Origin of the sequence: Kribbella sp. NPDC004536, assembly GCF_042873835.1 — a bacterium.
GTDB lineage: Bacteria > Actinomycetota > Actinomycetes > Propionibacteriales > Kribbellaceae > Kribbella.
On record NZ_JBIALY010000003.1, the window covers coordinates 309,558 to 333,846 of the forward strand.

The 24,289-nt window shown below is 68.6% G+C and carries 23 protein-coding genes; 11 read left to right on the plus strand and 12 right to left on the minus strand.

From position 1 onward, the window contains the following. Positions 1–9: 9 nt before the first annotated feature. Positions 10–831: a M55 family metallopeptidase gene (locus ACFYRU_RS26635; RefSeq protein WP_387663297.1), complete on the plus strand. Its 822-nt coding sequence runs from the start codon at positions 10–12 to the stop codon at positions 829–831. Positions 832–876: 45 nt separating this feature from the next. After that, positions 877–1,290: a DUF2000 family protein gene (locus ACFYRU_RS26640; protein ID WP_387663298.1), complete on the plus strand. Its 414-nt coding sequence runs from the start codon at positions 877–879 to the stop codon at positions 1,288–1,290. On the opposite strand, the gene ACFYRU_RS26645 is transcribed toward ACFYRU_RS26640, so the two are convergent. The 4 genes from ACFYRU_RS26645 to ACFYRU_RS26660 are packed head-to-tail and all read right to left on the minus strand — an operon-like array spanning position 1,265 to position 4,921. Further along, positions 1,265–2,512 carry an NAD(P)/FAD-dependent oxidoreductase gene (locus tag ACFYRU_RS26645; RefSeq protein WP_387663299.1) on the minus strand — a complete coding sequence of 416 codons (1,248 nt, stop codon included), beginning with the start codon at positions 2,510–2,512 and terminating at the stop codon, positions 1,265–1,267. The genes ACFYRU_RS26640 and ACFYRU_RS26645 overlap by 26 nt on opposite strands. A gap of 3 nt (positions 2,513–2,515) precedes the next feature. Next, positions 2,516–3,283: an amino acid ABC transporter ATP-binding protein gene (locus ACFYRU_RS26650; RefSeq protein WP_387663300.1), complete on the minus strand. Its 768-nt coding sequence runs from the start codon at positions 3,281–3,283 to the stop codon at positions 2,516–2,518. Then, entirely contained in the window at positions 3,280–3,996 is a 717-nt protein-coding gene (locus tag ACFYRU_RS26655) for an amino acid ABC transporter permease (protein WP_387663301.1), read from the minus strand. Before ACFYRU_RS26655 ends, ACFYRU_RS26650 begins: the two co-directional genes overlap by 4 nt. Positions 3,997–4,006: 10 nt before the next feature. Continuing rightward, positions 4,007–4,921 carry a transporter substrate-binding domain-containing protein gene (locus tag ACFYRU_RS26660; RefSeq protein WP_387663302.1) on the minus strand — a complete coding sequence of 305 codons (915 nt, stop codon included), beginning with the start codon at positions 4,919–4,921 and terminating at the stop codon, positions 4,007–4,009. A gap of 127 nt (positions 4,922–5,048) precedes the next feature. Between ACFYRU_RS26660 and ACFYRU_RS26665 the strand changes: the two genes are divergently transcribed. After that, positions 5,049–6,182 carry a CdaR family transcriptional regulator gene (locus tag ACFYRU_RS26665; protein WP_387663303.1) on the plus strand — a complete coding sequence of 378 codons (1,134 nt, stop codon included), beginning with the start codon at positions 5,049–5,051 and terminating at the stop codon, positions 6,180–6,182. Here ACFYRU_RS26665 and ACFYRU_RS26670 read toward each other — a convergent pair. The 5 genes from ACFYRU_RS26670 to sdhC form a co-directional block, all read right to left on the minus strand. Then, a complete protein-coding gene (locus ACFYRU_RS26670; RefSeq protein ID WP_387663304.1) occupies positions 6,179–7,291 on the minus strand; it encodes a hypothetical protein in 1,113 nt (370 codons plus the stop codon). The genes ACFYRU_RS26665 and ACFYRU_RS26670 overlap by 4 nt on opposite strands. Before the next feature lie 131 nt (positions 7,292–7,422). After that, positions 7,423–8,127, minus strand: a complete 705-nt coding sequence (locus ACFYRU_RS26675; protein ID WP_387663305.1) for a succinate dehydrogenase iron-sulfur subunit — start codon at positions 8,125–8,127, stop codon at positions 7,423–7,425. Beyond that, a complete protein-coding gene (gene sdhA / locus ACFYRU_RS26680) occupies positions 8,127–9,869 on the minus strand; it encodes a succinate dehydrogenase flavoprotein subunit (RefSeq protein ID WP_387663306.1) in 1,743 nt (580 codons plus the stop codon). The genes ACFYRU_RS26675 and sdhA overlap by 1 nt, the downstream gene beginning before the upstream one ends. 9 nt (positions 9,870–9,878) lie before the next feature. Then, positions 9,879–10,301, minus strand: a complete 423-nt coding sequence (locus ACFYRU_RS26685; RefSeq protein WP_387663307.1) for a succinate dehydrogenase hydrophobic membrane anchor subunit — start codon at positions 10,299–10,301, stop codon at positions 9,879–9,881. Between the two features lies 1 nt (position 10,302). Then, the gene (gene sdhC, locus ACFYRU_RS26690; protein ID WP_387663308.1) at positions 10,303–10,680 is read right to left on the minus strand and encodes a succinate dehydrogenase, cytochrome b556 subunit; all 378 of its coding nucleotides are present in this window, start codon (positions 10,678–10,680) and stop codon (positions 10,303–10,305) included. A 189-nt stretch (positions 10,681–10,869) separates the two neighbouring features. Here sdhC and ACFYRU_RS26695 point away from each other — a divergent pair, with 189 nt between their 5' ends. Next, positions 10,870–11,703, plus strand: coding sequence for an MBL fold metallo-hydrolase (locus tag ACFYRU_RS26695; RefSeq protein WP_387663309.1), 834 nt, complete (start codon positions 10,870–10,872; stop codon positions 11,701–11,703). Between the two features lie 109 nt (positions 11,704–11,812). Here ACFYRU_RS26695 and ACFYRU_RS26700 read toward each other — a convergent pair whose 3' ends face one another. Then, positions 11,813–13,021, minus strand: a complete 1,209-nt coding sequence (locus ACFYRU_RS26700; protein ID WP_387663310.1) for a glycosyltransferase — start codon at positions 13,019–13,021, stop codon at positions 11,813–11,815. After that, complete coding sequence (locus ACFYRU_RS26705; RefSeq protein ID WP_387663311.1) at positions 13,018–14,142, minus strand: glycosyltransferase family 4 protein; 1,125 nt, start codon at positions 14,140–14,142, stop codon at positions 13,018–13,020. Before ACFYRU_RS26705 ends, ACFYRU_RS26700 begins: the two co-directional genes overlap by 4 nt. Positions 14,143–14,376: 234 nt before the next feature. Between ACFYRU_RS26705 and ACFYRU_RS26710 the strand changes: the two genes are divergently transcribed. Next, entirely contained in the window at positions 14,377–15,951 is a 1,575-nt protein-coding gene (locus tag ACFYRU_RS26710; RefSeq protein WP_387663312.1) for a methylmalonyl-CoA mutase, read from the plus strand. On the opposite strand, the gene ACFYRU_RS26715 is transcribed toward ACFYRU_RS26710, so the two are convergent. Next, positions 15,952–17,133: an amidohydrolase gene (locus tag ACFYRU_RS26715; protein ID WP_387663313.1), complete on the minus strand. Its 1,182-nt coding sequence runs from the start codon at positions 17,131–17,133 to the stop codon at positions 15,952–15,954. Between the two features lie 263 nt (positions 17,134–17,396). On the opposite strand from ACFYRU_RS26715, the gene ACFYRU_RS26720 reads away from it, so the two are divergent. From ACFYRU_RS26720 to ACFYRU_RS26745, 6 genes are all read left to right on the plus strand, one after another. Further along, positions 17,397–18,476, plus strand: coding sequence for a BMP family protein (locus tag ACFYRU_RS26720; protein WP_387663314.1), 1,080 nt, complete (start codon positions 17,397–17,399; stop codon positions 18,474–18,476). Positions 18,477–18,570: 94 nt separating this feature from the next. Then, complete coding sequence (locus tag ACFYRU_RS26725) at positions 18,571–20,121, plus strand: ABC transporter ATP-binding protein (RefSeq protein ID WP_387663315.1); 1,551 nt, start codon at positions 18,571–18,573, stop codon at positions 20,119–20,121. A 14-nt stretch (positions 20,122–20,135) separates the two neighbouring features. Next, positions 20,136–21,332, plus strand: a complete 1,197-nt coding sequence (locus tag ACFYRU_RS26730) for an ABC transporter permease (RefSeq protein ID WP_387663316.1) — start codon at positions 20,136–20,138, stop codon at positions 21,330–21,332. Continuing rightward, a complete protein-coding gene (locus ACFYRU_RS26735) occupies positions 21,329–22,630 on the plus strand; it encodes an ABC transporter permease (RefSeq protein WP_387663317.1) in 1,302 nt (433 codons plus the stop codon). Before ACFYRU_RS26730 ends, ACFYRU_RS26735 begins: the two co-directional genes overlap by 4 nt. Beyond that, positions 22,608–23,015 carry a cytidine deaminase gene (locus ACFYRU_RS26740; protein ID WP_387663318.1) on the plus strand — a complete coding sequence of 136 codons (408 nt, stop codon included), beginning with the start codon at positions 22,608–22,610 and terminating at the stop codon, positions 23,013–23,015. The genes ACFYRU_RS26735 and ACFYRU_RS26740 overlap by 23 nt, the downstream gene beginning before the upstream one ends. Further along, on the plus strand, positions 23,015–24,289 hold the full coding sequence (locus tag ACFYRU_RS26745) for a thymidine phosphorylase (RefSeq protein ID WP_387663319.1): 1,275 nt from the start codon (positions 23,015–23,017) through the stop codon (positions 24,287–24,289). Before ACFYRU_RS26740 ends, ACFYRU_RS26745 begins: the two co-directional genes overlap by 1 nt.

Genomic DNA, 24,289 nt, shown 5'->3' on the forward strand with positions numbered 1-24,289 from the left:
GCTCTGGGTGTGAAGGTCTATGTGAGTGCGGACATGGAAGGCGTCACCGGGGTCGTCGACGCGGAGGACGTGCAGCCGCCGGGGCGCGACTACGAGCGCAGCCGGGTACTGATGACCGAGGACGTCAACGCCGCCGTCCGCGGCGCGTACGCGGCCGGCGCCACCGGCGTACTCGTCAACGACGCCCACGGCCCGATGCGGAACCTGCTGCCCGACCTCCTCGACCCACGCGCCCGCCTGATCAAGGGCCGCCCGAAGCCGATGGGCATGATCGAGGGCCTGACGCCCGAGTACGACGCCGCGCTGTGCATCGGCTACCACTCGCGCGCCGGCGTCCTCGGCGTACTGAGCCACAGCTTCATGGGCCACGAGATCGAGGACATCTGGCTCGACGACCAACTCACCGGCGAAATCGGCCTCTTCCACGCCACCGCCGCCGCGTACGGCGTACCCGTCGCCGTCCTCACCGGCGACGACACAGCCTGCGACGAACTGAAGTCCTGGGACCCAACCGTCTCCACCGTCCCGGTCAAGTTCGCCAAAGACCGCTTCGCCGCCGAACTGGTCCCGGTCGACCAGGCCCGAGCCGCCATCGAATCCACCACCACCGCAGCCCTGGCCAACCTCACACCACCAACCCAACCTCGAACCTCACAAACCCTCTCCGTCCGCTGGCAATCCGCCTCCGTCCCTTCCCACCTCACAGCAATCCCGGGAGTAACCCGCCGCGACGACCGCACCGTCACCGGCGACATGCTCCACCTCTACCGCCTGTTCAACCTCTTCCTCCGAGTCTGCACAGCAGTCACCTCGAACCCGCCTTACTGTTAAAAACGTACAAGCCCGACGCGCCTCCGAACCGGCAGTCTTCAACTTGTGGATAAGTTCGATACGAAGATTGCTGTGTTGTTGCGGGATGATCTGGCTGTTTGGCAGCGGTTGAATGTGACCGCGTTTCTCGTGAGTGGGATTGCCGGTACGCATCCTGAGGTGGTCGGCGAGCCGTACGAGGATGCGGACGGGGTGCAGTACTTGCCGATGTTTCGGCAGCCGGTGATGGTGTTCGAGGGGGCGAAGGAGTTCATGGTGGTGGCGCACGAGCGGGCGCTGTCGCGGGGGATCGAGCATTCGGTGTTCACTCAGGATTTGTTTGCTACTGGCAACGACCGCGACAACCGGGCCGCGGTGAAGGCGGTTCCGACGGCGGAGCTCGATCTGGTGGGGATCGCCTTCTACGGGCCGAAGAACGCCGTCGACAAGACGCTCAAGGGCGCCGCCAAGCACCACTGAGCAGGTAGCGCTCAGGAGCGAACGGCCGCAGTTCGGGCGATCGGACGTCGTCCAGTACGAGCGGTACGACGTGCCGCGCGGTGCCCGGTGCCAGCGTCAGACCGAGCATGCCGTGGCCAGTGGCGACGTACAGCCCCGGCCTGTCAGGGATAGCGCCGATCAGCGGCAGGCTATCGGGTGTCGCCGGCCGCATCCCGGCGAACGTCGCCGTGGACGGGCCCGGCCGCCAGTCGGCGAAGTACGGCGTCGTGCGGTCGAGGACGGCGGCGAGCCGGCGTTCGGCGATCGGGCCGCCGGAGCGGCCGAGGTCGAGCCGGGCCGCGACCCGGACGCCGTCCGCGAACGGCGTCACCGCGATACTCGGCTCGACCAGCTTCACCGCCACCCGCGGCGCCAGCCCCGTGCCCGGAGTGGTGATGCTGTACCCGGTTGCCGCCAGCAACGGAATTCGTACGCCGAGCACCGCCAGCAACTCGGTCGTCCACGCCCCGGCCGCCACCAGCAACCGGTCCGCGCTGAACTGTCCGACGCTCGTCTCCACGTCCCATCCCGGCCGCAGCCGGCTGACCGTCGCGGTGACCAGCCGCCCGCCCGCGACAACGAACTGTTCCTGCAAAGCACGCAATACCTGCTCGGGCCGTACCTGCACCTCGTCGACCGCATGCACCGCGCCGGACACCGCCGGACCCAACGCCGGTTCGCGCGAGCGGGCCTCCGCACCGTCGAGAATGTCGTACCCGCCCTTGTACCCCGCGGCCGTCGTTGCCTCGGCCAACAAAGCGACCTCGTCCAACCCGGCCTGCGTGACGGCAGTCATCAACAGCCCGGTCTGTCGCAGCTCCAGATCGGCCCGGTCCTGCAGCCGCGCGAAGTCGTCGATGCACCCGGCGCCCAGATCGAGTACGGCCCGCAGCCCGGCGGCGTACCGCTGGGCCGAACCGCTGCGGACGAACCCGACGATCCACCGCAACAACGTCGACGTCAGCCGCGGCGCGACACTGAACGGCGCCTCCCGGTGCAGCGCCTGCCGGGCCGAGTGCAGCAGTACACCCGGCCCGGACAACGGCGCCGACAACGCCGGCACCACCCAACCCGCAGCCGCGGGCGAGGCGAACCCGGCCTGGGGGCCGGCGTCCAGCACGGTGACGTCGGCCCCCGCCTCCGCGAGCCCGACCGCCGACCACAGGCCGATCACCCCGCCGCCGATCACGATGACGCGCATCCGCTACTGCCCCGCCGCGTAGGAGGCCAGGAACGTCCGGGTCCGCAGCTCCTGCGGCTTGCCCAGTACGTCGGCCGGTACGCCCTGCTCGACGATCCGCCCGCCGTCGACGAACACCACCCAGTCCGCCACGTCGCGCGCGAACGGCAGCTCGTGCGTCACCAGCACCATCGTCATCCCGTCCTCGGCCAGCTCGCGCATCACCCGCAGGACCTCGGCCGTCGACTCGGGGTCGAGCGACGACGTCGGCTCGTCGAAGAGCAGTACGGAAGGCTTCAACGCCAGCGCCCGCGCGATCGCGACCCGCTGCTGCTCGCCGCCCGACATCTGTTCCGGGTACGCGAGCGCGCGATGCCCGAGCCCGACCCGACGCAACAACGCGACAGACTTCTCCAGCGCATCCTTCTCCGGCACACCGGCACGCAACTGCGCGAGCATCACGTTTTCGACCGCGGTCAGATGCGGGAACAGGTTGAACTTCTGGAACACCATGCCTACCGACTGCCGCAACCGCGCGAGATCCCGGCACTGTACGGAAGACCCGCTGAAGATCGCCTCGCCGGCCACCTCCAGCAGCCCCTGGTCCGGTTGCTCGAGCAGGTTGAGGCAGCGCAACAGCGTGGTCTTGCCGCCGCCGCTCTGGCCGATGATCGCGACGATCTTCCGGTGCCGTACGGTCAGGCTCACGCCGTCCAGCACCAGCCGGCCGTCGAACGACTTGTTCAGGTTCTCGATCCTGACCACCACGTCGGTCAGTGCCCGGACATTCATGCCTGGATCCCTTCCAGCAGGGAGCGCGCGGCCTTCAGCCGGCGGCGGCGCTTCGGGGTCAGCGGGACACCCGCGCGGATCTTCCGTTCCAGCCAGAGCAACCCCTGGGACAGCGGGTAGCAGAGCACGAAGTAGATCGCCGCGATCACCAGGTACACCTCCAGCGCGCGGAACGTCGCCGACGTGATCAGCCGGCCCTCGGACATCAGCTCGGCCGCCGAGATCGTCACCAGCAGCGACGTCGACTTGAGCAGGTCGACGAGCATCGTGTTCGTCCCCGGCAGCGCGGACCGCAACGCCTGCGGGAACACGACGTACGCGAAGGTACTGACCCTGCCGAGGCCGAGTGCCTCCGACGCTTCCTGCTGCCCGCCGTGCACGCCGGAGATCGCTGCCCGGAAGATTTCCGACAGGTACGCCGCGTAGAACACGATCAGGCTCACGCAGCCGGCGCTGAACACGTCCAGCCGTACGCCGGCCGAGGCGAGTCCGAAGTACGTGACGAAGATGATCGCGAGCAGCGGGATGTTCTTGAACACCTCGGTGTAGATCGCTGCCGGGATCCGCAGCGCGCGGTGCCTGCTGACCCGGAGCAGTGCGAGCGCGAGGCCGAGTACTGCCGCGCCGGCGAAGCTGGCGATCGTGTACAGGACGGTGCGTTCCAGACCGTCCAGCAGTGCGGGGGCGTAGTCACCCCAGGGGACCTTGAACATCGCGTCCTCCTCAGATGCTCGGCGGTTGCCAGTCGGCCGGCCGGTCGACGCCCTGCCGGGTCTTCGCGATCTCCGGCGCGGGCTTGAGGAACTGGTTCGGGTCGCCGCCGTACTTCTGGATCAGCTTGGTCAGCTCGCCGTTCTGGTACATCTCGCGGATCTGCTCCGAGATCGCCTTCTCCAGCGCCGTCGCCTGCTTCGGCAGGTAGAACGCGGTCATGTACGGCTGGAAGTACTGGTACGCCGGGTGCGCCTTCAGGTCGGCGGCCGACGGCGGCGTCAGGTACTGCGTCTCGACCTTGAGCTCCGGGCGCTGCTTCTGCGCGGCGAGCACCAGCAGCGGATCCAGGAAGCCGACGTTGATCCGGCCCGCGCCGAGGTCGTCGAATACGCCGTTGCCGTCCGGGTACGCGTGCAGCTTCGCGCCCGGGACCGCCTGGATCGACTTCACCCAGACGTACCCCTCGACGGTACCGAGATCCTTGCCCTGCAGGTCCTGCACGGTCTGGTAGTGCTCGCCCTGGCGGACCGCCATCGCAGGTGGGGAGTAGTACGGCGGATCCGTGAACAGGCCGGCCTTCTGCCGCTCCGCGGTCCAGGCCACGCCGCCGATGGTGATGTCGACGCGGCGCGACTGGACGCTCGCGAGCATGCCGGCGAAGTCGGTCACCTCCGGCTTCACCTTCAGCCCGAGCTTCCCGGCGATCTCGTTCAGGATGTCGGCGTCCAGGCCGGTCAGCTTGTCGCCGACCATCGAGGTGTACGGCGCGTACGGCTCGATCGCGACCTTGAGGACACCCGGCTCGATCGTGCCGAGCGCGGCGGCCGCATCCGAGACCTGTGATTTGGTGCCGCCGCAGGCGGTCAGCGAGCCACTCGCGAGCGCGACGGCGGTGAACAACGCGGCGATGAATCTTCTCGACATGACGTGCCTCTCTGTGGCCTCACCCCGATCTTCTTTCCAGGCTAGGGAGGCGGTACGGCGGCGTCATTGGACGAGTTGTCCATGATTCATTCAGGTTTACGGCGTCTCGTCGTACGCTTCGTCCAAGATGCTTTCCGGTCCGTTGGCGCAGCAGATCGCCCGGGACACCTCCGAGGTGATCGGGTACAACGTGCTGATCACCGACGACCGGGGGATCGTGATCGGGAGTGGGGATCCGGCCCGGGTCGGGTCGTTCCACGAGGCTTCCGTCGAGGTGCTGGCGTCGCAGGAGGCGGCGTGGCACACGGCCGCGGAGGCGGCGCGGCTGCGCGGGGTGAAGCCGGGGATGACGCTGCCGATCGTGATCGACGGCGAGGCGGTCGGTACGGTCGGGATCACCGGGTCGCCGCGGCAGGTGCGGCGGTTCGGGCTCGTCGTCCGGCGGCAGACGGAGATCCTGCTGCAGGAGTCGGTCGAGCTGCGGTCGCGGCTGCTGCGGGAGCGGGCGCTGGAGGAGCTGGTGCGCGACATCGGGTCGTTCGACGCCGACGTCGTCGATCCGGCGTTCCTGGTGGCGCGTGCCAAGGAACTCGGCTTCGACCTGACGGTTCCGCGGACGGTCCTGATCGTCGAGGTCGACGAGCCCCTCGAGCAGGCGGACGTAGTAGCCGTACGCCCAGAACTCCTCCGCACCCTCCGCCAGAGGTTCGGTCCAGCAGACCTCGTAGCGGCGGTGACCGGCGGCCGATTCGCAGTCCTCCCCACGCTGAAGCGCGCGGGTCGGCGGGGGCTGGGGGAGATGGGGGTGGCTGCTGTGGCTGAGCAGCATGGGTTCGCTGCGCGGGTGGGGGTTGGTGGGGTTGCTCGGGGGATTGTGGGGTTGGGGGAGGCGTACGGGGATGCGCTGGACGCGTTGCGGTTGGGGAAGGAGTGCGTGCGGGGCGGAGCGACGTACCTGATCGACGAGTTGCGGAGTTATCAGGTGCTGGCGGCGGTCGGGCCGCGGGCTCGGGGGCGGTTGGTGAACCTGGTGGCGGGGGAGCTGGCGCAGCACTCGGACTGGGACGAGCTCAGGGAGACGCTGATCGCCTGGTGCGAGTCAGGCTTCAACCTCGTACGTACGGCGGATGCCATGCACATCCACCGGAACACGCTCATCTACCGCCTGGAGAAGGTCGAGCGCCTGACCGGCCGGCCGTGGCGCGACCACCGCGCCACCCTCACCCTCTACCTCGCCTGCCTCGCGTCCCGGCTGACCTAGCGCGGCGCGAACTTCGACCAGGTGTTGCCCTGGTCGGTGCTCAGTACGACCTCCGTCGTCCGCCGCCGGGGGATCTCGAAGCCGTACATCAGGTGCGAGTCGCCCTCGAGTTCGGCCAGGTCACCGGGGTAGCCGCCGTGCAGCTGTGCCGTCCCGTCCTGGAGCCGGTACAGCCGCGGCCGGGCGCCGGCCGGACCACCGAGCATCAGCGCCGTACCGTCGTCGAGCGCCAGCGGTGCCGCGTTGAGGCTAGGCGGCGGGTTCTGTACGGTCTTCCAGTTCGCGCCGCGGTCGGTCGACATCTCCATCTTCGCCACGGTCTGCCCGGTGTCGGTGACCGTGACCTGCGTGGTGACGAGCGTCTTGCCGTCGGGGCTGACCGCGAGCCGGCCGAGCTGGTTGTGGGTGTCGAGCGAGCGCGCGCCCCACGTCTTCCCGCCGTCGTCGGTCCAGACGATGTCGGTCCGGCCGATCCCGCTGAGCATCCAGCACCGCCCGGTCCCGTCGCACACCGGCGACCGGGTGCCGCGGCCCTGGAGCATCCGGACCGTCGACTCCTCCGGGTCCACCACCACGATCCGCCCCGGCACGATCTGGTCGGTGAGCACCTCGTCCTTGCCGAACGTCGTGGTCGGCAGCCGGTACCGGAGCTTGGTCAGCAGCGGCCCGTCGTACGTCAGCCGGTACATCATCGTCGCGCCGCCCTCGAGCGTGCCCTCCGGCGGCGGGGCGACCGCGATCGCCTCCGTACCGGACCGGATCGTCGCGTACGGCACCGGCCACTCCGGGGACGTCGCGCGGGCGCCGTCCCGGTCGATCACGGCGGCGTACTTGCAGATCGGGCCGCTGGTGCAGTCCGACCAGCCGGCCGCCCAGCGGTTCCGGGTGACCATCGTGATCGACAGCACCTGGGCGCGCTTCGAGGTCACCACGGTGGTCCCGGGAGCGCCGGCCGCGGCCGGTTCGATCACCAGCGGTTTGTCGGCGGCCGCCTCGGGCGTGGACAGGTGCAGGACGGCGAGCACGATCGACGTCAGCGCCGCGAGAACACCGACGACCAGGAGCGGCGGCATGCTCCGCGGGAGGCCGCAGCGCTCCAGCACCGCCACCAGGCGACGGTAGAAGCGGTCGGACAATTCGCGCAGGCGTGGCTCCACTGTCACCCCCCAAGGGCAGAGATCTCCCCCGCAAGGCAGGGTCAGGTCGGCGGGAGAATCTTACAGTGGCGCGGGGAGCACGCTCACACCCGGCGGAAAATGAGCGCTCGTTTGACTTCCTGGATCGCTTTGGTGACCTCGATGCCGCGCGGGCAGGCGTCGGTGCAGTTGAAGGTGGTCCGGCAGCGCCAGACACCTTCCTTGTCGTTCAGGATCTCCAGCCGCTGCTCGGTGCCCTCGTCACGGCTGTCGAAGATGAACCGGTGCGCGCCGACGATCGCCTGCGGGCCGAAGTACTGCCCGTCGGACCAGAACACCGGGCAGGACGTCGTACACGCCGCGCACAGGATGCACTTGGTGGTGTCGTCGAAGCGGTCCCGGTCGGCCTGCGACTGGATCCGCTCCCGGGTCGGCTCGTGACCGCTGGTGACCAGGAACGGCATCACCGAGCGGTACGCCTCGAAGAACGGGTCCATGTCGACGACCAGGTCCTTGAGCACCGCGAGCCCCTTGATCGGCTCGACGGTGATCTCCTTGTCCGGGTTCAGGTCCTTGATCAGCGTCTTGCAGGCGAGCCGGTTGCGGCCGTTGATCCGCATCGCGTCCGAACCGCAGACACCGTGCGCGCAGGACCGCCGGAACGTCAGCGTGCCGTCCTGCTCCCACTTGATCTTGTGCAGCGCGTCCAGCACCCGGTCGGTCGGCTCGAGCGTGACCGAGTACGTCTTCCACTCGGCTTCGTCGACGACCTCGGGGTTGTACCGCAGGATCTTGACCTTGACGTCCATCAGTACTTGCGCTCCATCGGCTTGTAACGGGTCTGGACGACCGGTTTGTAGTCGAGCCTGATCGACTCGTTGCCGTCGGCATCGACCTCGCGGTACGCCATCGTGTGCCGCATGAAGTTCACGTCGTCGCGCTTGTCGTAGTCCTCGCGGAAGTGGCCGCCGCGCGACTCCTTGCGGGCCAGCGCGCCCTCGACCAGCACCTCGGCGAGGTCGAGCAGGAACCCGAGCTCGACCGCCTCGAGCAGGTCGGTGTTGAACCGCTTGCCTTTGTCCTGCACCGCGACGTCCGCGTAGCGCTTCTTCAGCGCGGCGAGGTCGATCTGGGCCTGCTTCAGCGAGCCCTCGGTCCGGTACACCTGGGCGTTCAGGTCCATCGTGGCCTGCAGGTCGGACCGGATCGCGGCGATCCGTTCCTGGCCGGTCGAGTTCCGCAGCCCCTCGACGAGGTCGACGACGTATGCAGACGGGTTGTCGGGCAGTTCCTCGAACGACGCGGTCTCGGCGTACTCCGCCGCCGCGATCCCGGCCCGCCGGCCGAACACGTTGATGTCCAGCAGCGAGTTCGTCCCCAGCCGGTTCGCACCGTGCACGGAGACGCAGGCGACCTCACCCGCGGCGTACAGGCCCGGGATCACGTCGTCGTTGTTGGCCAGTGCCTCACCGCGAATGTTGGTCGGGATGCCGCCCATCGCGTAGTGCGCGGTCGGGAACACCGGGATCTGCTCGGTGTACGGCTCCACGCCCAGGTAGGTGCGCGCGAACTCGGTGATGTCCGGCAGCTTCGCGTCGATGTGAGCGGGCTCCAGGTGGGTCAGGTCGAGCATCACGTACGCGCCGTCCGGACCGCAGCCGCGGCCCTCGCGGACCTCGTTCGCCATCGCCCGGGCGACCATGTCCCGCGGTGCCAGGTCCTTCACGGTCGGCGCGTACCGCTCCATGAAGCGCTCGTTGTCCTTGTTCCGCAGGATGCCGCCCTCACCGCGGGCCGCCTCCGACAGCAGGACACCGAGACCCGCCAGGCCGGTCGGGTGGAACTGGAAGAACTCCATGTCCTCGAGCGGCAGGCCTTTGCGCCAGACGATGCCCATGCCGTCACCGGTCAGGGTGTGCGCGTTGGACGTGGTCCGGAACACCTTGCCGAAACCGCCGGACGCGAAGATCACGGACTTGGCGGAGAACACATGCAGCTCGCCGGTGGCCAGCTCGTACGCGACGACCCCGCTCGCCTTGCCGTCGGTCATCAGCAGGTCGAGGACGTAGTACTCGTTGAAGAACTCGACGTTCTGCTTGATGCACTGCTGGTACAGCGTCTGCAGGATCATGTGACCGGTACGGTCGGCCGCGAAGCAGGAGCGCCGTACGACAGCCTCGCCGTGGTTGCGGGTGTGCCCGCCGAAGAACCGCTGGTCGATCTTGCCCTCGGCCGTCCGGTTGAACGGCAGGCCCATCTTCTCCAGGTCGAGTACCGCGTCGACGGCCTCCTTGCACATCACCTCGGCCGCGTCCTGGTCGACCAGGAAGTCACCACCCTTGACCGTGTCGAAGGTGTGCCACTCCCAGTTGTCCTCCTCGACGTTCGCCAGCGCGGCACACATGCCGCCCTGGGCCGCGCCGGTGTGGGACCGGGTCGGGTAGAGCTTGGTGAGTACGGCGGTCCGGGTCCGCTTGCTCGACTCGAGGGCCGCGCGCATCCCGGCGCCACCCGCGCCGACGATGATGACGTCGTACTGGTGCTGCTGCATCAAGATCCTTTATTTGCAGACCGACAACGTGGAGTTGGGGTCGAGGCAGGGGTCGAAGGTGAAGATCACCAGGGTGCCGAGGACCACGACCACGATCGCGGCCGTGATCAGCAGGGCCTTGAGCCAGAACCGGGTCTGGTCCTTCTCGGCGTAGTCGTTGATGATCGTGCGCAGGCCGTTCGTGCCGTGCAGCATCGCCAGCCACAACATCAGCAGGTCCCAGACCTGCCAGAGCGGGTTGGCCCACTTGCCGGCCACGAACCCGAAGTCCAGCGCGGTGATCCCGCCGCCGAGCATCAGGTTCACGAACAGGTGCCCGAGCACCAGGATCACCAGGGCGAGCCCGGACAGCCGCATGAACAGCCAGCTGTAGAGCTCGAAGTTGGTCCGCCCGAGGCGGCCGGAGCTGCGGGGTGCCGCGATGTCGGTCATCTCAGCCTCCGAACACGTGGCTCAGGTGCCGGATGACGAACGGCACGAACAGCACCACCCAGAGCACCAGCACGCCGATCATCAGCTGCCGCTGGTAACGCGGGCCCTTGGCCCAGAAGTCCACCAGGATCAGCCGGATGCCGTTGAACGCGTGGAACAGGATCGCGGCCACCAGGCCGACCTCGAGCAGGCCGACGAACGGGTTCTTGTAGGTGCCGATGACCTCGTTGTAGGCCTGCGGCGAGACCCGGACCAGCGCGGTGTCCAGCACGTGCACCAGCAGGAAGAAGAAGATCCCGACACCGGTGATCCGGTGCGCGACCCATGACCACATGCCCTCCCGGCCGCGGTAGAGCGTGCCGGCTGGTTTGCTGGGCAAACCCGTCCTCCGATCGGACCCGAGAACCTGGCGAAATCCAGGTCGGTTCGATGCTAGTCCCGGTGCAACGGCCGAAATGTCCTGCCCGGTGTGAGATCCGTCGCGTCGGTGGCCCACCGCGATGCCCGGCGAGTGGCCCTCGACGGCAGGCTTGACTTCAACTTCACTTGAGTTCATTGACTTCCTGGCATGGCTGATGAGGGGAACAACACGGTGAGTTTCTGGATCTGTGCGACCTGTGCGGTGGAACACTCCGAGCAGGTCGAGGTGTGCGCGATCTGCGCCGACGAGCGGCAGTGGGTGCCGGCCGACGGGCAGCAGTGGACGACGCTCGACGAACTGGCCGGTACGGAGGTGACGATCGACGAGGTGGAGCCGGGCCTGTACGGGATGCGTTCCAAGCCGCCGGTGGGGATCGGGCAGCAGTCGATGCTGTTGACAACGACCGACGGCAACCTGCTCTGGGACCCGATCGGCTACCTGGACGACGATGCCGTCGGCCGGGTCCGCGAACTCGGCGAGGTGGTCGCGATCATCGCCAGCCACCCGCACATGTACGGCGTCCAGGTCGAGTGGAGCCACCGCCTCGGCGACGTGCCGGTGTACGTCGCGGAGGCCGACAAGGAGTGGGTGGCCCGCCAGGACCCGGTGATCCGCACCTGGTCCGGCGAACTCAAGCCGCTACCCGGCGTGACCGTCCTACAACCCGGCGGTCACTTCCCCGGCAGCGCGGTGGTGCACTGGGCGAACGGTGCCGACGGCAAGGGTGTGATCCTGTCCGGCGACACGATCTTCGCCAACCCCGACCGCACCTCGGTCAGCTTCATGCGCAGCTACCCGAACCGCATCCCGCTCTCCGGCGCGGTCGTCGACCGGGTGGCCCGCTCCCTCGACCCCTTCGCCTACGACCGCCTCTACAACAACTTCGGCGCCTCCATCCCCGTCGACGCCAAGGCCGTAGTGCGCCGCTCCGCCGACCGCCACGCAGCCTGGGTCCGCGGCGACTACGACCACCTGACCTGATTGCCGTACCGAAGAACGGGTAGTGGTGCCGCCACCGGCATGGGTCCACGCTCAGCGTTCGGCGCCGATCGGCGCCTGGACGCGACCACTACCCGTTCTTCGGTACAGCTCAGGCGGCCAGGCGGGACTGGGCCAGGCGGCTGTGCAGGTTGAGCATTCGGTTGACGCAGGTTTGCCAGTTGTAGAGCTCGGCGCGGTGGCGGGCGGCGGCTCGGCGGCCGGGGAGTTGCGAGAGGGCGAGGACGGCGTCGGCCAGGTCCGATGGGTTGGCGGGGGCCCAGCGGCCGCAGGTTTCGTCGACCAGTTCTCGGGCGCCGCCGGTGTTCGCGGTGACTACCGGAGTGCCGGCGGCGAGGGCTTCCAGGACGGCCAGGCCGAAGGTTTCGCCCGGGCAGACGGACAGGGCGAGGTCTGCTTCGGCGAGGTGCTTGGCGAGGGTGCGGCGGCCGTCGACGTAGCCGTGGAAGTGCACCGGTGCATCGCCGGCGATCTCCAGCAGTTCGTCGAGGTGCGGCCCGGTTCCGTAGACGTCCATCCGGAGGTTGACGCCGCGGCGGTGCAGTTCGGCTGCCGTGGCGACCGCGAGGTGCGGGCTCTTCTCCCGGGACAGGCGGCCGGCGTGGACGAGCTTCAGCACGCCGTCGTCAGAAGGCTCGCCCAGCGACGGATGGAACGTGTCGAGGTCGACCCCGAGCGGGATCCGTACCAGCGGGGTGGTCACCTCGTCGAACTCGGCGGCGGCGTACCGCGACGTCACCACGACGGCGTCGTACGTCCGGCCGAGGATCTTGTACAGCGCCGCGACTGTGGCGACCATGTGGAGCTGGCTGTACTTCACGCCGTCCGCGCCCCACCAGGCCTGGCGCAGGTTGGCGCCGCCGAGCATCCGGCCGGGCCGCAGTACGTCGTTGCCGCCGAGCTGACCGGGTCGCGCCGCCCCGAGGGCGAGCATCGCGTCCAGACGTTCGTGGCTGAACAGGACCGTGCCGATGTCGTTGCGGCGGGCCCACCGCGCGACCGGGAGCAGCGTCGACTTGTCGGAGATCTCGACCGTGGTCGGCTGGAACTTCTTCAGGATGTCGATCACGGTCCACGGGTTGGTGATGAGCCGGTACCCACCGCTGACCTTCGGCGCCTTCACCCGGACCACCGTGCCGAGTTCGGTGTCGATCACCACGTCCTTCTCGCCGGGCGTGATCACGATCCGCTCGGCGCCGGCCTCGACGTACCCCTGGCCGACGTGCTCGATCGCGGTCCGCATCCCGCCGGACGTCGGCCCGACGAAGTTCGCCAGCTGCGCGATCCGCAAGCCAGTCATGCGACGCGCCGGACGGCCGCGGCGTCCCGGAGTACCTCGGCGTAGTGGCGGTCGACCAGGTCGTCCACGACGGCGGGCCAGGTGCGGGACTGGACGCGTTCCAGGCCGCTGGCGGCCATCCTCGCGCGGGCCTGGGGGTGGTCCAGCATGACCTTTACCGCATCCCGCAGCGAACCAGGTTTGCCGGGTTCGAACAGCAGGCCGTTCTCGCCCGGGTGGATCAGGTCGAGCGGACCGCCCGCGGCCGGGCCGACGGTGGCGACGCCGGACGCCTGCGCCTCCTGGATGGTCTGGCAGAACGTCTCGTGTTCGCCGGTGTGCACGAAGACGTCCAGCCCGGCGAAGATCTGCGCCAGGTCGGTGCCCCGGCGCATCCCCAGGAAGGTTGCCGTCGGCAACGCGTTCTCCAGCGACGCGCGGTCCGGCCCGTCGCCGACGATCACGATCCGGCAGTCCAGGTCGGTCAGCTCGGCGAGCCGCCGGACCTTCTTCTCCGCCGCCAGCCGGCCGACGTACCCGACGATCGGTTTGCCGTCCGGCGAGATCTCCCGGCGCCACTGCTCGTCCCGGTTCGACGGGTCGAACAGGTCGAGGTTCACGCCGCGGCCCCACCGGTACACCCGCGGTACGCCGCGCTGCACCAGCGCGTCGACGGCCGAGGTCGACGGCGCCAGGGTCCGGTCGGCGCGGGAGTGCGTTCGGCTCACCCAGCGCCAGATGCCGCGGTCCGCGGCCGCGTACCACGGGTACTGGCGGGCGAAGCCGGCGATGTCGGTCTGGAAGATCGCGACCGTCGGCACGCCGAGCTTGCGGGCCGCGCGCAGTCCGTACGCGCCGATGATGAACGGCGACGCGAGGTGTACGAGATCCGGCCGGAAGTCGGCCATCGCGCGCTCGATCGACGGATCCGGCAGGCCGACCGGGTACTCCTTGTAGCCGGGCGTCCGGAAGCTGCGGGCGCGCAGGACCGGTACGTCGCCGTACGTGTCCGGGCCCGGTCCGGGGGCGATGATCAGCAGGTCGTGCCCGCGGGCGCGCAGCCGGTCGGCGACGTGCCGAGCCGTGTTCGCCACGCCATTGATCTGCGGCAGGAAGGTCTCGGCCACCATCACGATTCGCACACTTCGAAGGTTCCTCACCGCTCATGAACCCTGGGCGACACTCTCGTGACAGGGCGTCGATGCCCTGTCGACACCTACAGGGATTTGAAGTGTCCTTCAGGTGTCGACAGGACTTCCCCAGTTACGGGGTAGTGAACAAGTGCGTCATCGACCGGGCGGCGTGTGCCCGAGCACACATCGGGGACGTGCGCTGGTGCATACCAGTGGGGTGGTGGTTCGGAATACCGTGGGGGGATGAGTCATCGCAGCGAGTCGGGGTTCGAGTTCTCGCCGGTGTACGGGCCGCTGGACGGGTTCGACCCGGCGGCGAAGCTCGGGGAGCCGGGGCAGTACCCGTACACCCGGGGCGTGTACCCGACCATGTACACCCAGCGCCCGTGGACGATGCGGCAGTACGCCGGGTTCGGCACCGCGGCCGAGTCGAACCAGCGGTACCACCAGCTGATCGACCACGGCACGATGGGCCTGTCGGTGGCGTTCGACCTGCCGACCCAGATGGGGTACGACTCCGACGCGCCGATCGCACACGGCGAGGTCGGGAAGGTCGGGGTGGCGATCGACTCGATCGACGACATGCGGGTGCTGTTCGACAAGATCCCGCTGGACCAGGTGTCCACCTCGATGACGATCAACGCGCCGGGTTCGGTGCTGCTCCTGCTGTACCAACTGGTCGCCGAGGAGCAGGGCGTGTCCGGCGACAAGCTCACCGGGACGATCCAGAACGACGTACTGAAGGAGTACATCGCCCGCGGCACCTACATCTACCCGCCGAAGGAGTCGCTGCGGCTGATCAGCGACATCTTCGGGTACTGCAAGGCCGAACTGCCGCGCTGGAACACGATCTCGATCTCTGGCTACCACATGGCCGAGGCCGGCGCGACGCCCGCGCAGGAGATCGCCTTCACGCTGGCGAACGGGATCGCGTACGTCCGGGCGGCGATCGACTCCGGCCTCGACGTGGACGAGTTCGCGCCGCGGTTGTCGTTCTTCTTCGTCGCGCGGACGACGCTGCTCGAAGAGGTCGCGAAGTTCCGGGCGGCGCGGCGGATCTGGGCGCGGGTGATGCGGGACGTCTTCGGCGCACGCAACCCCAAGTCGCTGATGCTGCGCTTCCACACCCAGACAGCCGGCGTCCAGCTCACCGCCCAGCAGCCCGAGGTCAACCTCGTCCGGGTCGCCGTCCAGGGCCTCGCCGCTGTCCTCGGCGGCACCCAGTCCCTGCACACGAACTCGTACGACGAAGCGATCGCCCTCCCCACCGAGAAGGCCGCCCGCCTCGCACTCCGTACGCAGCAGGTGCTGGCGTACGAGACCGACGTCACCGCGACGGTCGACCCGTTCGCCGGCTCGTACGTCGTCGAGTCCCTCACCGACGAGGTCGAGGCCGCCGCGGTCGAGTTGATGGACCAGGTCGAGGAGTACGGCGGCGCGGTCGCCGCGATCGAGCAGGGCTTCCAGAAACAGGAGATCGAACGCTCGGCCTACCAGATCGCCCAGCAGATCGACTCCGCCGAACGGGTCGTCGTCGGCATGAACAAGTTCAAGATCGCCGAAGAGGAACCGTACGAACCCCTCCGCGTGGACCCCGCCATCGAAGCCCAGCAGGTGGCCCGCCTCACCGCCCTCCGCGCCACCCGCGACCAGGCCCTGGTGGACGAAACCCTGACCGCCCTCAAAAAAGCCGCCCAAGGCAACGAAAACTGCCTGTACCCCATGAAAGCAGCCCTGAAAGCCCAAGCCACCGTAGGCGAGGTCTGCAACACCCTGAGAGAAGTCTGGGGCACCTACGTCCCCGCCGACACCTTCTGATCAGTCCAGCAGGGCGGTCGAGGCGAGGATCGTAGTGCCTAGGGTGATGGCTTCTTCGGAGGGAGCGAAGCCGGGGGTGTGGAGGTCGGCGGCCGACTCCTGGGTGGGTGGGCGGACGCCGAGGCGGGCCATGGCGCCGGGGACGTGCTCGAGGTACCAGGCGAAGTCCTCGCCGCCGAGGCTCTGGTCGGTCGGGGCGACGGCGCTGGAGCCGAGGGTCTGGTGTACTGCGTTCTGCAGGACGCTGATCGCGGTCGCGTCGTTCATCACCGGAGGTACGCCGTGTGTCACCTCGGTGTCGACCTCGACGCCGTACGGGCGGACGATCTGCGCGGCGAGGTCGGGGATGAGTTCGGCGGCGAGGCGCCAGGCGTTCACGTCGAGGCAGCGCAAGGTACCTTCGGCCTCGCCGCGGGACGGGATCGCGTTGGCGGCCGAGCCGGAGGTGATCCGGCCCCAGACCAGCGACATGCCGGCGCGCGGGTCGACGCGGCGGGACAGGGCGGCGGGCAGCTGGGAGACGAGCGTCGCGAGCGCGTAGACCAGGTCGGCGGTGAGGTGCGGGCGGGACGTGTGGCCGCCCGGTCCGGTGAGGCGTACGAGCAGCCGGTCGGCGGCTGCGGTCAGGGCGCCGACCCGCAGTCCGACCTGGCCTACCTGGAGCCGCGGGTCGCAGTGCAGCCCGTAGATGCGCCGTACGCCGTCCAGGCCGCCCGCCGCGATGACGCCGAGCGCGCCGCCGGGCATGACCTCCTCGGCCGGCTGGAAGATCACCCGGACCCGGCGATCGAGCTGGCCGTCGCGCGCCATCCCGGCGAGCACCAGGGCGGCGCCGAGCAGGGCAGACGTGTGTACGTCGTGACCGCATGCGTGCGCCACGCCGTCGATCGTCGACCGCCACACGGCGTCGACGCCGTCCGGCACCGGCAGCGCGTCGATGTCGGCTCGCAGCGCGACGCAGGTGTCGCCCGAGCCGATGTCGCAGATCAGCCCGGTCCCGGTCGGCAGTACCCGCGGAGACAGTCCCGCCTGCACCAGTTGCTTCTCGAGCAGCTCGGTCGTCCGTACCTCGTGCCACCCGAGCTCGGGGTGCGCGTGCAGGTCACGGCGTACGGCGACCATGTCCTCGCGCACGGCCTCGACCCGCGCGAGAACGTCGGCGACCAGCAACTGATGACTCATCCGGCGATTGTGTCATCCCTTGATCTGAGGCACCGACCACGCACGGTGAAGGCAACCACGGAGCGTGCACACCGTGACCCGGACAGCGCAGCCGGTGACCGTGCCGGAGAAGTTGTCGAAATGTGACGGAAACGCCGGTCACTTTCCGGTATCGAGGCCTGCTCGACGTTCAAAGAAAGACGGGCCGCGCCCTATAGTCTGCGGATGGCACGTGGGGGAAGGCGTGCCGATTTAAGGATTCTGGTCGACGAAGGAGACGTCCGGTGAAGAAGTACGTGCGGGGAACGGCGATCGTGGGCGTACTGACGCTCGCCGTCGCCGCTTGTGGCAGCAAGCCGACCGACAACAGCTCGAGCGGCGGCAGCGCCAACAAGAACTTCAAGGCCTGCATGGTCTCCGACTCTGGGGGCTTCGACGACAAGTCGTTCAACCAGACCTCGTACAAGGGTCTGCAGGACGCCGTCAAGGAGAAGGGCCTCACCGAGGTCAAGGCCGAGTCGAAGTCCGACAACGACTACACGACCAACATGACCGCGATGGTCAGTGCCAAGTGCAACGTCATCGTCGCCGTCGGCTTCAAGCTCGAGGACGCCACCGAGGCCGCCGCCAAGGCGAACCCGGACATCAAGTTCGCGATCGTCGACTCGGCGCCGAAGGCCCCGATCGCCAACCTGAAGCCGCTGCTGTTCAACACCGCGCAGTCCAGCTTCCAGGCCGGCTACCTGGCCGCCGCGATGACCCAGTCCGGCAAGGTCGGTACGTTCGGTGGTCTGCAGATCCCGACCGTGACGATCTTCATGGACGGCTTCGCCCAGGGCGTGCGGTACTACAACACGCAGAAGAGCAAGAACGTCCAGGTGCTCGGCTGGGACGACCAGAAGCAGAAGGGCCTGTTCACGGGCGACTTCGAGGACAAGGCCAAGGGCCAGAACAACGCGCAGAACCTGATCACCCAGGGCGCGGACATCCTGTTCCCGGTGGCCGGCCCGTCGGGTCTGGGCGGTCTGCAGGCGGCCAAGGCCAGCAATGGCAAGGTCAACGCGATCTGGGTCGACACCGACGGCTGCGTGAGCGCCGAGGAGTACTGCTCGAGCCTGCTGAGCAGCGTCGAGAAGGGCATGGACGTGGCCGTGAAGGACGCGGTCGAGTCGGTCGTCGACAACAAGTTCGACAACACCCAGTTCACCGGCACGCTGCAGAACGGCGGTACGGCGATCGCGCCGTTCCACGACTTCGACAGCAAGATCCCGGCGGACGTGAAGTCCGAGCTGGACACGATCAAGGCCGACATCATCAGCGGCAAGATCACCATCGAGTCGAAGGTTCAGCCCAAGGCGTCCTGATCCGCCACGCTGTTGCGTAGTACGGTGCGAGCCAGGTAGGCAGACCCACAAGGTCGGTGCCTGCCTGGCTCGCCGTCTGAAGGGAAGGCTGCGCATGCATCTCGAGCTCTCCGGGCTGACCAAGAGTTTCGGCTCGCTGGTCGCCAACGACCACATCGACCTGGTGATCGAACCGGGCGAGATCCATTGCCTGCTCGGTGAGAACGGGGCCGGCAAGAGCACCTTGATGAACATGCTCTACGGGCTGCTGCAGCCCGACTCGGGCGAGATCGTGATCGACGGCGAGAAGGTCCGGATCACCTCGCCGAGCGACGCGATCCGGCACGGCATCGGCATGGTGCACCAGCACTTCATGCTGGTCCCGGTGTTCACCGTCGCCGAGAACATCATGCTCGGCCGGGAGAACACCCGCGCCGGCGGCGTCCTGGACCGGAAGAAGGCGCACAGCCTGGTCACCGAGCTGTCCGACCGGTACGGGTTCGAGGTCGACCCGGAGGCGCTGGTCGAGGACATCCCGGTCGGCGTCCAGCAGCGGGTGGAGATCATCAAGGCGCTGGCCAACGACGCCAGCGTGCTGATCCTGGACGAGCCGACCGCGGTGCTCACCCCGGCCGAGATCGACGAGCTGATCGGCGTGATGCGCCAGCTCAAGGAGAACGGTACGTCGATCGTCTTCATCACCCACAAGCTCAAAGAGGTCAAGGCGATCGCGGACAAGATCACCGTGATCCGCCGCGGCAAGGTGGTCGGCCAGGCCGAGCCGTCGGAGACCGAGGAGGGGCTGGCCGAGATGATGGTCGGCCGCGCGGTCGACCTGGTGGTGGACAAGGAGCCGGCCCAGCCGAAGGACGCGGTGCTGCGGGTCCAAGGGCTGACGGTGATCGACGAGCGCGGCTTCACCGCCGTCGACGACGTCGACCTGGAGGTCCGGGCCGGCGAGATCCTCGCGGTCGCCGGTGTCCAGGGCAACGGCCAGACCGAACTCGCCGAGGCGCTGCTCGGGCTGACCCCGATCGCGGCCGGGTCGATCAGCCTCGACGGGCAGGACCTGACCGCGAGGTCGACCCGGCACCGGCTCGAGGCCGGCATCGGGTACGTACCGGAGGACCGCGCCCACGACGGCTTCGTCGGCTCGTTCACGGTCGCGGAGAACCTGGTCCTCGACCTGTTCCGGAAGGCGCCGTTCGGCAACGGCCTGGCGCTGCGGACCGACGAGATCGAGAAGAACGCGACCGCCCGGGTGGAGGAGTTCGACATCCGTACCCAGAGCATCGACCTGACCGTGTCGTCGCTGTCCGGCGGCAACCAGCAGAAGGTCGTCCTGGCCCGCGAGTTGTCCCGGCCGCTGAAGCTGCTGGTCGCGTCCCAGCCGACCCGTGGCGTGGACGTCGGCTCGATCGAGTTCCTGCACGGCCGGATCGTGCAGGAGCGCGACCAGGGTACGGCGGTACTGATCGTGTCCACCGAACTCGACGAGATCGCCGCGCTGGCGGACCGGATCGCGGTGATGTACCGGGGCAAGGTGGTCGGCGTCGTACCGGCCGGCACGCCGCGGGACGAACTGGGCCTGATGATGGCCGGCGCCTCGAAGTCCGAGGCGCACGACGAGGCGATCGAACACCCGACCACGTTGGGAACCATCTGATGAGCCCCGAAAACATGAGCACTGAGACCGAAGTGGCGCCGGCTCCCGCGCCCGCGAAACAACCACAGCGCTCCGGGCTCCCGTCCTGGGCCGTCCAGGGCCTGGTCTCGCTGAGCGCGATCCTGCTGGCGCTGGTGGTCGGGGCGATCCTGATCATCGTCGGCGACGACCAGGTGCAGAAGGCGGTCGGGTACTTCGGCGCCGCGCCGGGTGACACCTTCTCCGCCGCCGTGAACGCGGTCGGCGAGGCGTACAAGGCGCTCGCGGTCGGCGCGTTCGGCGGCATCACGCCGATCTCGGAGTCGTTGACCCAGGCAACGCCACTGATCTGCGGCGGGCTCGCGGTGTCGCTGGCGTTCCGGACCGGGTTGTTCAACATCGGCGCCCAGGGCCAGCTGATCGCCGGCGCGATCCTGGCCGGGTACGTCGGGTTCGCCTGGCACCTGCCGCCGGTCCTGCATCTGATCGTGGCACTGGCCGCCGGCCTGCTCGGCGGCGCGATCTGGGGCGGCGTGGTCGGTCTGCTGAAGGCGCGGACCGGGGCGCACGAGGTGATCGTGACGATCATGCTGAACTACGTCGCGCTCTACTTGCTGTCCTGGCTGCTGACCACGTCGGCGTTCCGGCGGCCCGGGCGTACCGACCCGATCTCGCCGATCGTCGACAAGAACGCGCAGTTCCCGAAGTTCGGCGACACCCGCCTGCACCTCGGGTTCCTGTTCGCGCTGGTGGCCGCGGTGTTCGTCTGGTGGCTGCTGAACCGGTCGACGATCGGGTTCGAGCTGCGTGCCGTCGGCGCGAACGCGGACGCGTCCCGGACGGCCGGCATGTCGGTGGGCAAGGCATACGTGATCGCGATGGTCGTCGCGGGTGCGCTCGCCGGTCTGGCCGGTACGCAGCAGGTGCTCGGTACCGACCTACCGCTGACCGACGGGGTCGCGGCCTCGGTCGGGTTCGACGCGATCACGGTCGCGCTGCTCGGTCGCGGTACGCCGCTCGGCACCGTACTGGCCGGCCTGCTCTTCGGCGCGCTGAATGCGGGCGGTCTGCAGATGCAGCTGATCACCCAGACGCCGTTGACCCTGACCACTGTCCTGCAGGCCGTGATCGTGCTGTTCGTCGCGGCCCCGGCACTGGTGCGCTCGGTCTTCCGGTTCCTGCCGAAGGAACGCGGCGCCGGCGCGGTCCTCGCGAAAGGGTGGAACGGATGAGCGAGACAACTCCGGACGCGGTTCCGGCCGCGGCGCCGAAGCCGCAGGTCATCGAGGGGCCGGCGGAGCGGACGCGGCGGTTGCGCGTCGGTGGCGTGATGGTCGTGTTCGCGCTGATCGGGCTCGGGCTGGCGATCTTCACCAAGTCCGGCAAGGCGACGTTCCAGCTGGTCAGCGGCGACCTGCAGCACAACCTGCTCGGGCTGCCCGCGCAGCCGGTCGGGCTGTTCCTCGGGATCGTCGGTCTGGCGGCAGCGGTCGCGTACGTCGTCCCGTCGGTGCGCCGGCTGGTCCCGCGGCGGTACGCGGGCTGGCTGGCCGCCGGGCTCGGGATCTGCTTCATCGGCGCGTTCCTGTGCTGGGCGTCGGCGGGCAAGACGTTCCCGCTGGCCAACCAGTTCCAGGGCACGCTGAGCTTCGCGACCCCGCTGATCCTCGGCGCGCTGGCCGGTGTGATGTGCGAGCGGGCCGGCGTCATCAACATCGCGATCGAGGGCCAGTTCCTGGTCGGTGCGTTCACCGCGGCGATCGTGTCGAGTACGACGCACAGCGGGGCCGCGGCGCTGATCGCGGCGGCCGCGAGCGGTGTCGTGATGGCCGCGCTGCTGGCGGTGTTCTCGATCAAGTACCTGGTCAACCAGGTCGTCCTCGGTGTCGTACTCGTGGTGTTCGCGACCGGGATCACCGGCTTCCTCTTCGACCAGTTCATGCAGCCGAAGGCGGACAAGCTGAACAATCCGGCGGTGCTGTCGGCGATCAAGATCCCCGGTCTCGGCGACATCCCGTTCATCGGGCCGATCCTGTTCCGGCAGACGATCCTCGTCTATCTGATGTACCTCGCGGTCGCGGTGGTCACGTTCGTGCTGTTCCAGACCCGGTGGGGCCTGCGGATCCGCGCGGTCGGCGAACACCCGAAGGCGGCCGACACGGTCGGTATCAGGGTCAAGCGGATCCGGTACTCCGCGGTGCTCACGGCCGGCATCCTCGCCGGTCTCGGTGGTGCGTTCTTCACGGTCGGGTACGCGGGTTCGTTCAGCAAGGAGATGACCGCCGGCAACGGCTTCATCGCCCTGGCCGCGCTGATCATGGGCCGCTGGCACCCGATCGGGGCAACCGTCGCCGCGCTGTTCTTCGGCTTCGCGACCCAGTTGCAGTCGCAGCTCCAGATCATCCAGACCCCGATCCCGGGCCAACTCCTGCTGATGGCCCCCTACCTCGCCACGATCATCGCGGTAGCCGGCCTGGTAGGCCGAGTAAGAGCCCCCAAGGCCGACGGTGAACCCTACGTCACCGAATGAGGTCGACTGGGCCGCGCTCCGAGCGGTCGCGGTGGACGTGATGCATCGGGCGTACGCGCCGTACTCCGGGTTTGCTGTGGGGGCGGCGGCGTATGTTGACGATGGGCGGGTTGTTGCTGGGTGCAACGTGGAGAATGCTTCGTACGGGTTGACGTTGTGTGCGGAGTGTGGGCTGGTGTCGGAGTTGCACCGGACCGGTGGTGGGCGGCTGGTGGCGTTCACGTGTGTGGATCGGCACGGGCATCTGTTGACGCCGTGTGGGCGATGCCGGCAGTTGTTGCACGAGAACGGTGGGCCGGGGCTGCTGGTGGAGACGGCGACCGGGATCCGGCCGCTGCGCGAACTGCTGCCGGACGCGTTCGGACCTGAGTTTCTGGAGGAGTAATGAGTTTCGACGCGGTGGATGTGATCCGGACCAAGCGGGACCGGGGCGAGCTGAGCGACGGCGCGATCGACTGGGTGATCGACGCGTACACCAAGGGCGACGTCGCCGACGAGCAGATGTCCGCGCTGGCGATGGCGATCCTGCTGAACGGGATGAACCGGCGCGAGATCGCCCGCTGGACCGCGGCGATGATCGCGTCCGGCGAACGGATGGACTTCGGCAAGCTGTCCCGCCCGACCGCCGACAAGCACTCGACCGGCGGCGTCGGAGACAAGATCACGTTGCCGTTGGCACCGTTGGTCGCGGCCTGCGGCGTCGCCGTACCGCAGCTGTCCGGCCGCGGCCTCGGCCACACCGGCGGCACCCTGGACAAGCTCGAGTCGATCCCCGGCTGGCGCGCCGCCCTGTCGAACGACGAAATGATGCAGCAGCTGGAGGACGTCGGCGCGGTGATCTGCGCGGCCGGCGACGGCCTGGCACCCGCGGACAAGAAGCTGTACGCGCTGCGTGACGTGACCGGTACCGTCGAGGCGATCCCGCTGATCGCCAGCTCGATCATGAGCAAGAAGATCGCCGAGGGCACCGGTGCGCTGGTACTGGACGTGAAGGTCGGCTCCGGCGCGTTCATGAAGGACCTCGCCGACGCCCGCGAACTCGCCGAGACAATGGTTGCCCTGGGCACAGATGCCGGTGTGAAAACCGTTGCCCTGCTCACCGACATGTCGGTGCCGCTGGGCCTGACCGCCGGAAACGCCCTCGAGGTACGCGAATCCGTGGAGGTGCTGGCCGGTGGCGGCCCCGCCGACGTCGTCGAACTGACCGTTGCTCTGGCCAACGAGATGCTCACCGCGGCCGGCGTCACCGGCGTCGACCCGGCCGAGAAGCTCCGCGACGGTACGGCGATGGACGCGTGGCGCGCGATGATCTCCGCCCAGGGCGGCGACCCCACCGCCGAACTACCGACAGCCCCCGAGCAACACGTGGTACCGGCCCCTGCCTCCGGCGTGCTCGCAAAGCTCGACGCCCTGGCAGTAGGCGTAGCCGCTTGGCGCCTCGGCGCCGGCCGCGCCCGCAAGGAGGACCCGGTGTCGGCGGTGGCAGGCGTACAGCTGCACGCCAAGCCAGGCGACCAGATCCACGAAGGCCAACCGCTCCTCACCCTGCACACGGATGACCCAGCACGGATCGAGCGCGCTCTCGAGTCCCTCACCGACGCCGTGGCGGTCGCGGATTCCTACCAGCCCGGTCCGCTGGTCATCGACCGGATCGGCTAG

Coding starts and splice junctions, on each gene's coding strand:
- ACFYRU_RS26645 (WP_387663299.1), bottom strand. CDS start 2,512: ATGCGCGTCATCGTGATCGGCGGCGGGGTGATCGGCCTGTGGTCGGCG.
- ACFYRU_RS26650 (WP_387663300.1), bottom strand. CDS start 3,283: ATGAATGTCCGGGCACTGACCGACGTGGTGGTCAGGATCGAGAACCTG.
- ACFYRU_RS26655 (WP_387663301.1), bottom strand. CDS start 3,996: ATGTTCAAGGTCCCCTGGGGTGACTACGCCCCCGCACTGCTGGACGGT.
- ACFYRU_RS26660 (WP_387663302.1), bottom strand. CDS start 4,921: ATGTCGAGAAGATTCATCGCCGCGTTGTTCACCGCCGTCGCGCTCGCG.
- ACFYRU_RS26665 (WP_387663303.1), top strand. CDS start 5,049: ATGCTTTCCGGTCCGTTGGCGCAGCAGATCGCCCGGGACACCTCCGAG.
- ACFYRU_RS26675 (WP_387663305.1), bottom strand. CDS start 8,127: ATGGACGTCAAGGTCAAGATCCTGCGGTACAACCCCGAGGTCGTCGAC.
- sdhA (WP_387663306.1), bottom strand. CDS start 9,869: ATGCAGCAGCACCAGTACGACGTCATCATCGTCGGCGCGGGTGGCGCC.
- ACFYRU_RS26685 (WP_387663307.1), bottom strand. CDS start 10,301: ATGACCGACATCGCGGCACCCCGCAGCTCCGGCCGCCTCGGGCGGACC.
- ACFYRU_RS26695 (WP_387663309.1), top strand. CDS start 10,870: ATGGCTGATGAGGGGAACAACACGGTGAGTTTCTGGATCTGTGCGACC.
- ACFYRU_RS26700 (WP_387663310.1), bottom strand. CDS start 13,021: ATGACTGGCTTGCGGATCGCGCAGCTGGCGAACTTCGTCGGGCCGACG.
- ACFYRU_RS26710 (WP_387663312.1), top strand. CDS start 14,377: ATGAGTCATCGCAGCGAGTCGGGGTTCGAGTTCTCGCCGGTGTACGGG.
- ACFYRU_RS26715 (WP_387663313.1), bottom strand. CDS start 17,133: ATGAGTCATCAGTTGCTGGTCGCCGACGTTCTCGCGCGGGTCGAGGCC.
- ACFYRU_RS26725 (WP_387663315.1), top strand. CDS start 18,571: ATGCATCTCGAGCTCTCCGGGCTGACCAAGAGTTTCGGCTCGCTGGTC.
- ACFYRU_RS26730 (WP_387663316.1), top strand. CDS start 20,136: ATGAGCACTGAGACCGAAGTGGCGCCGGCTCCCGCGCCCGCGAAACAA.
- ACFYRU_RS26735 (WP_387663317.1), top strand. CDS start 21,329: ATGAGCGAGACAACTCCGGACGCGGTTCCGGCCGCGGCGCCGAAGCCG.
- ACFYRU_RS26745 (WP_387663319.1), top strand. CDS start 23,015: ATGAGTTTCGACGCGGTGGATGTGATCCGGACCAAGCGGGACCGGGGC.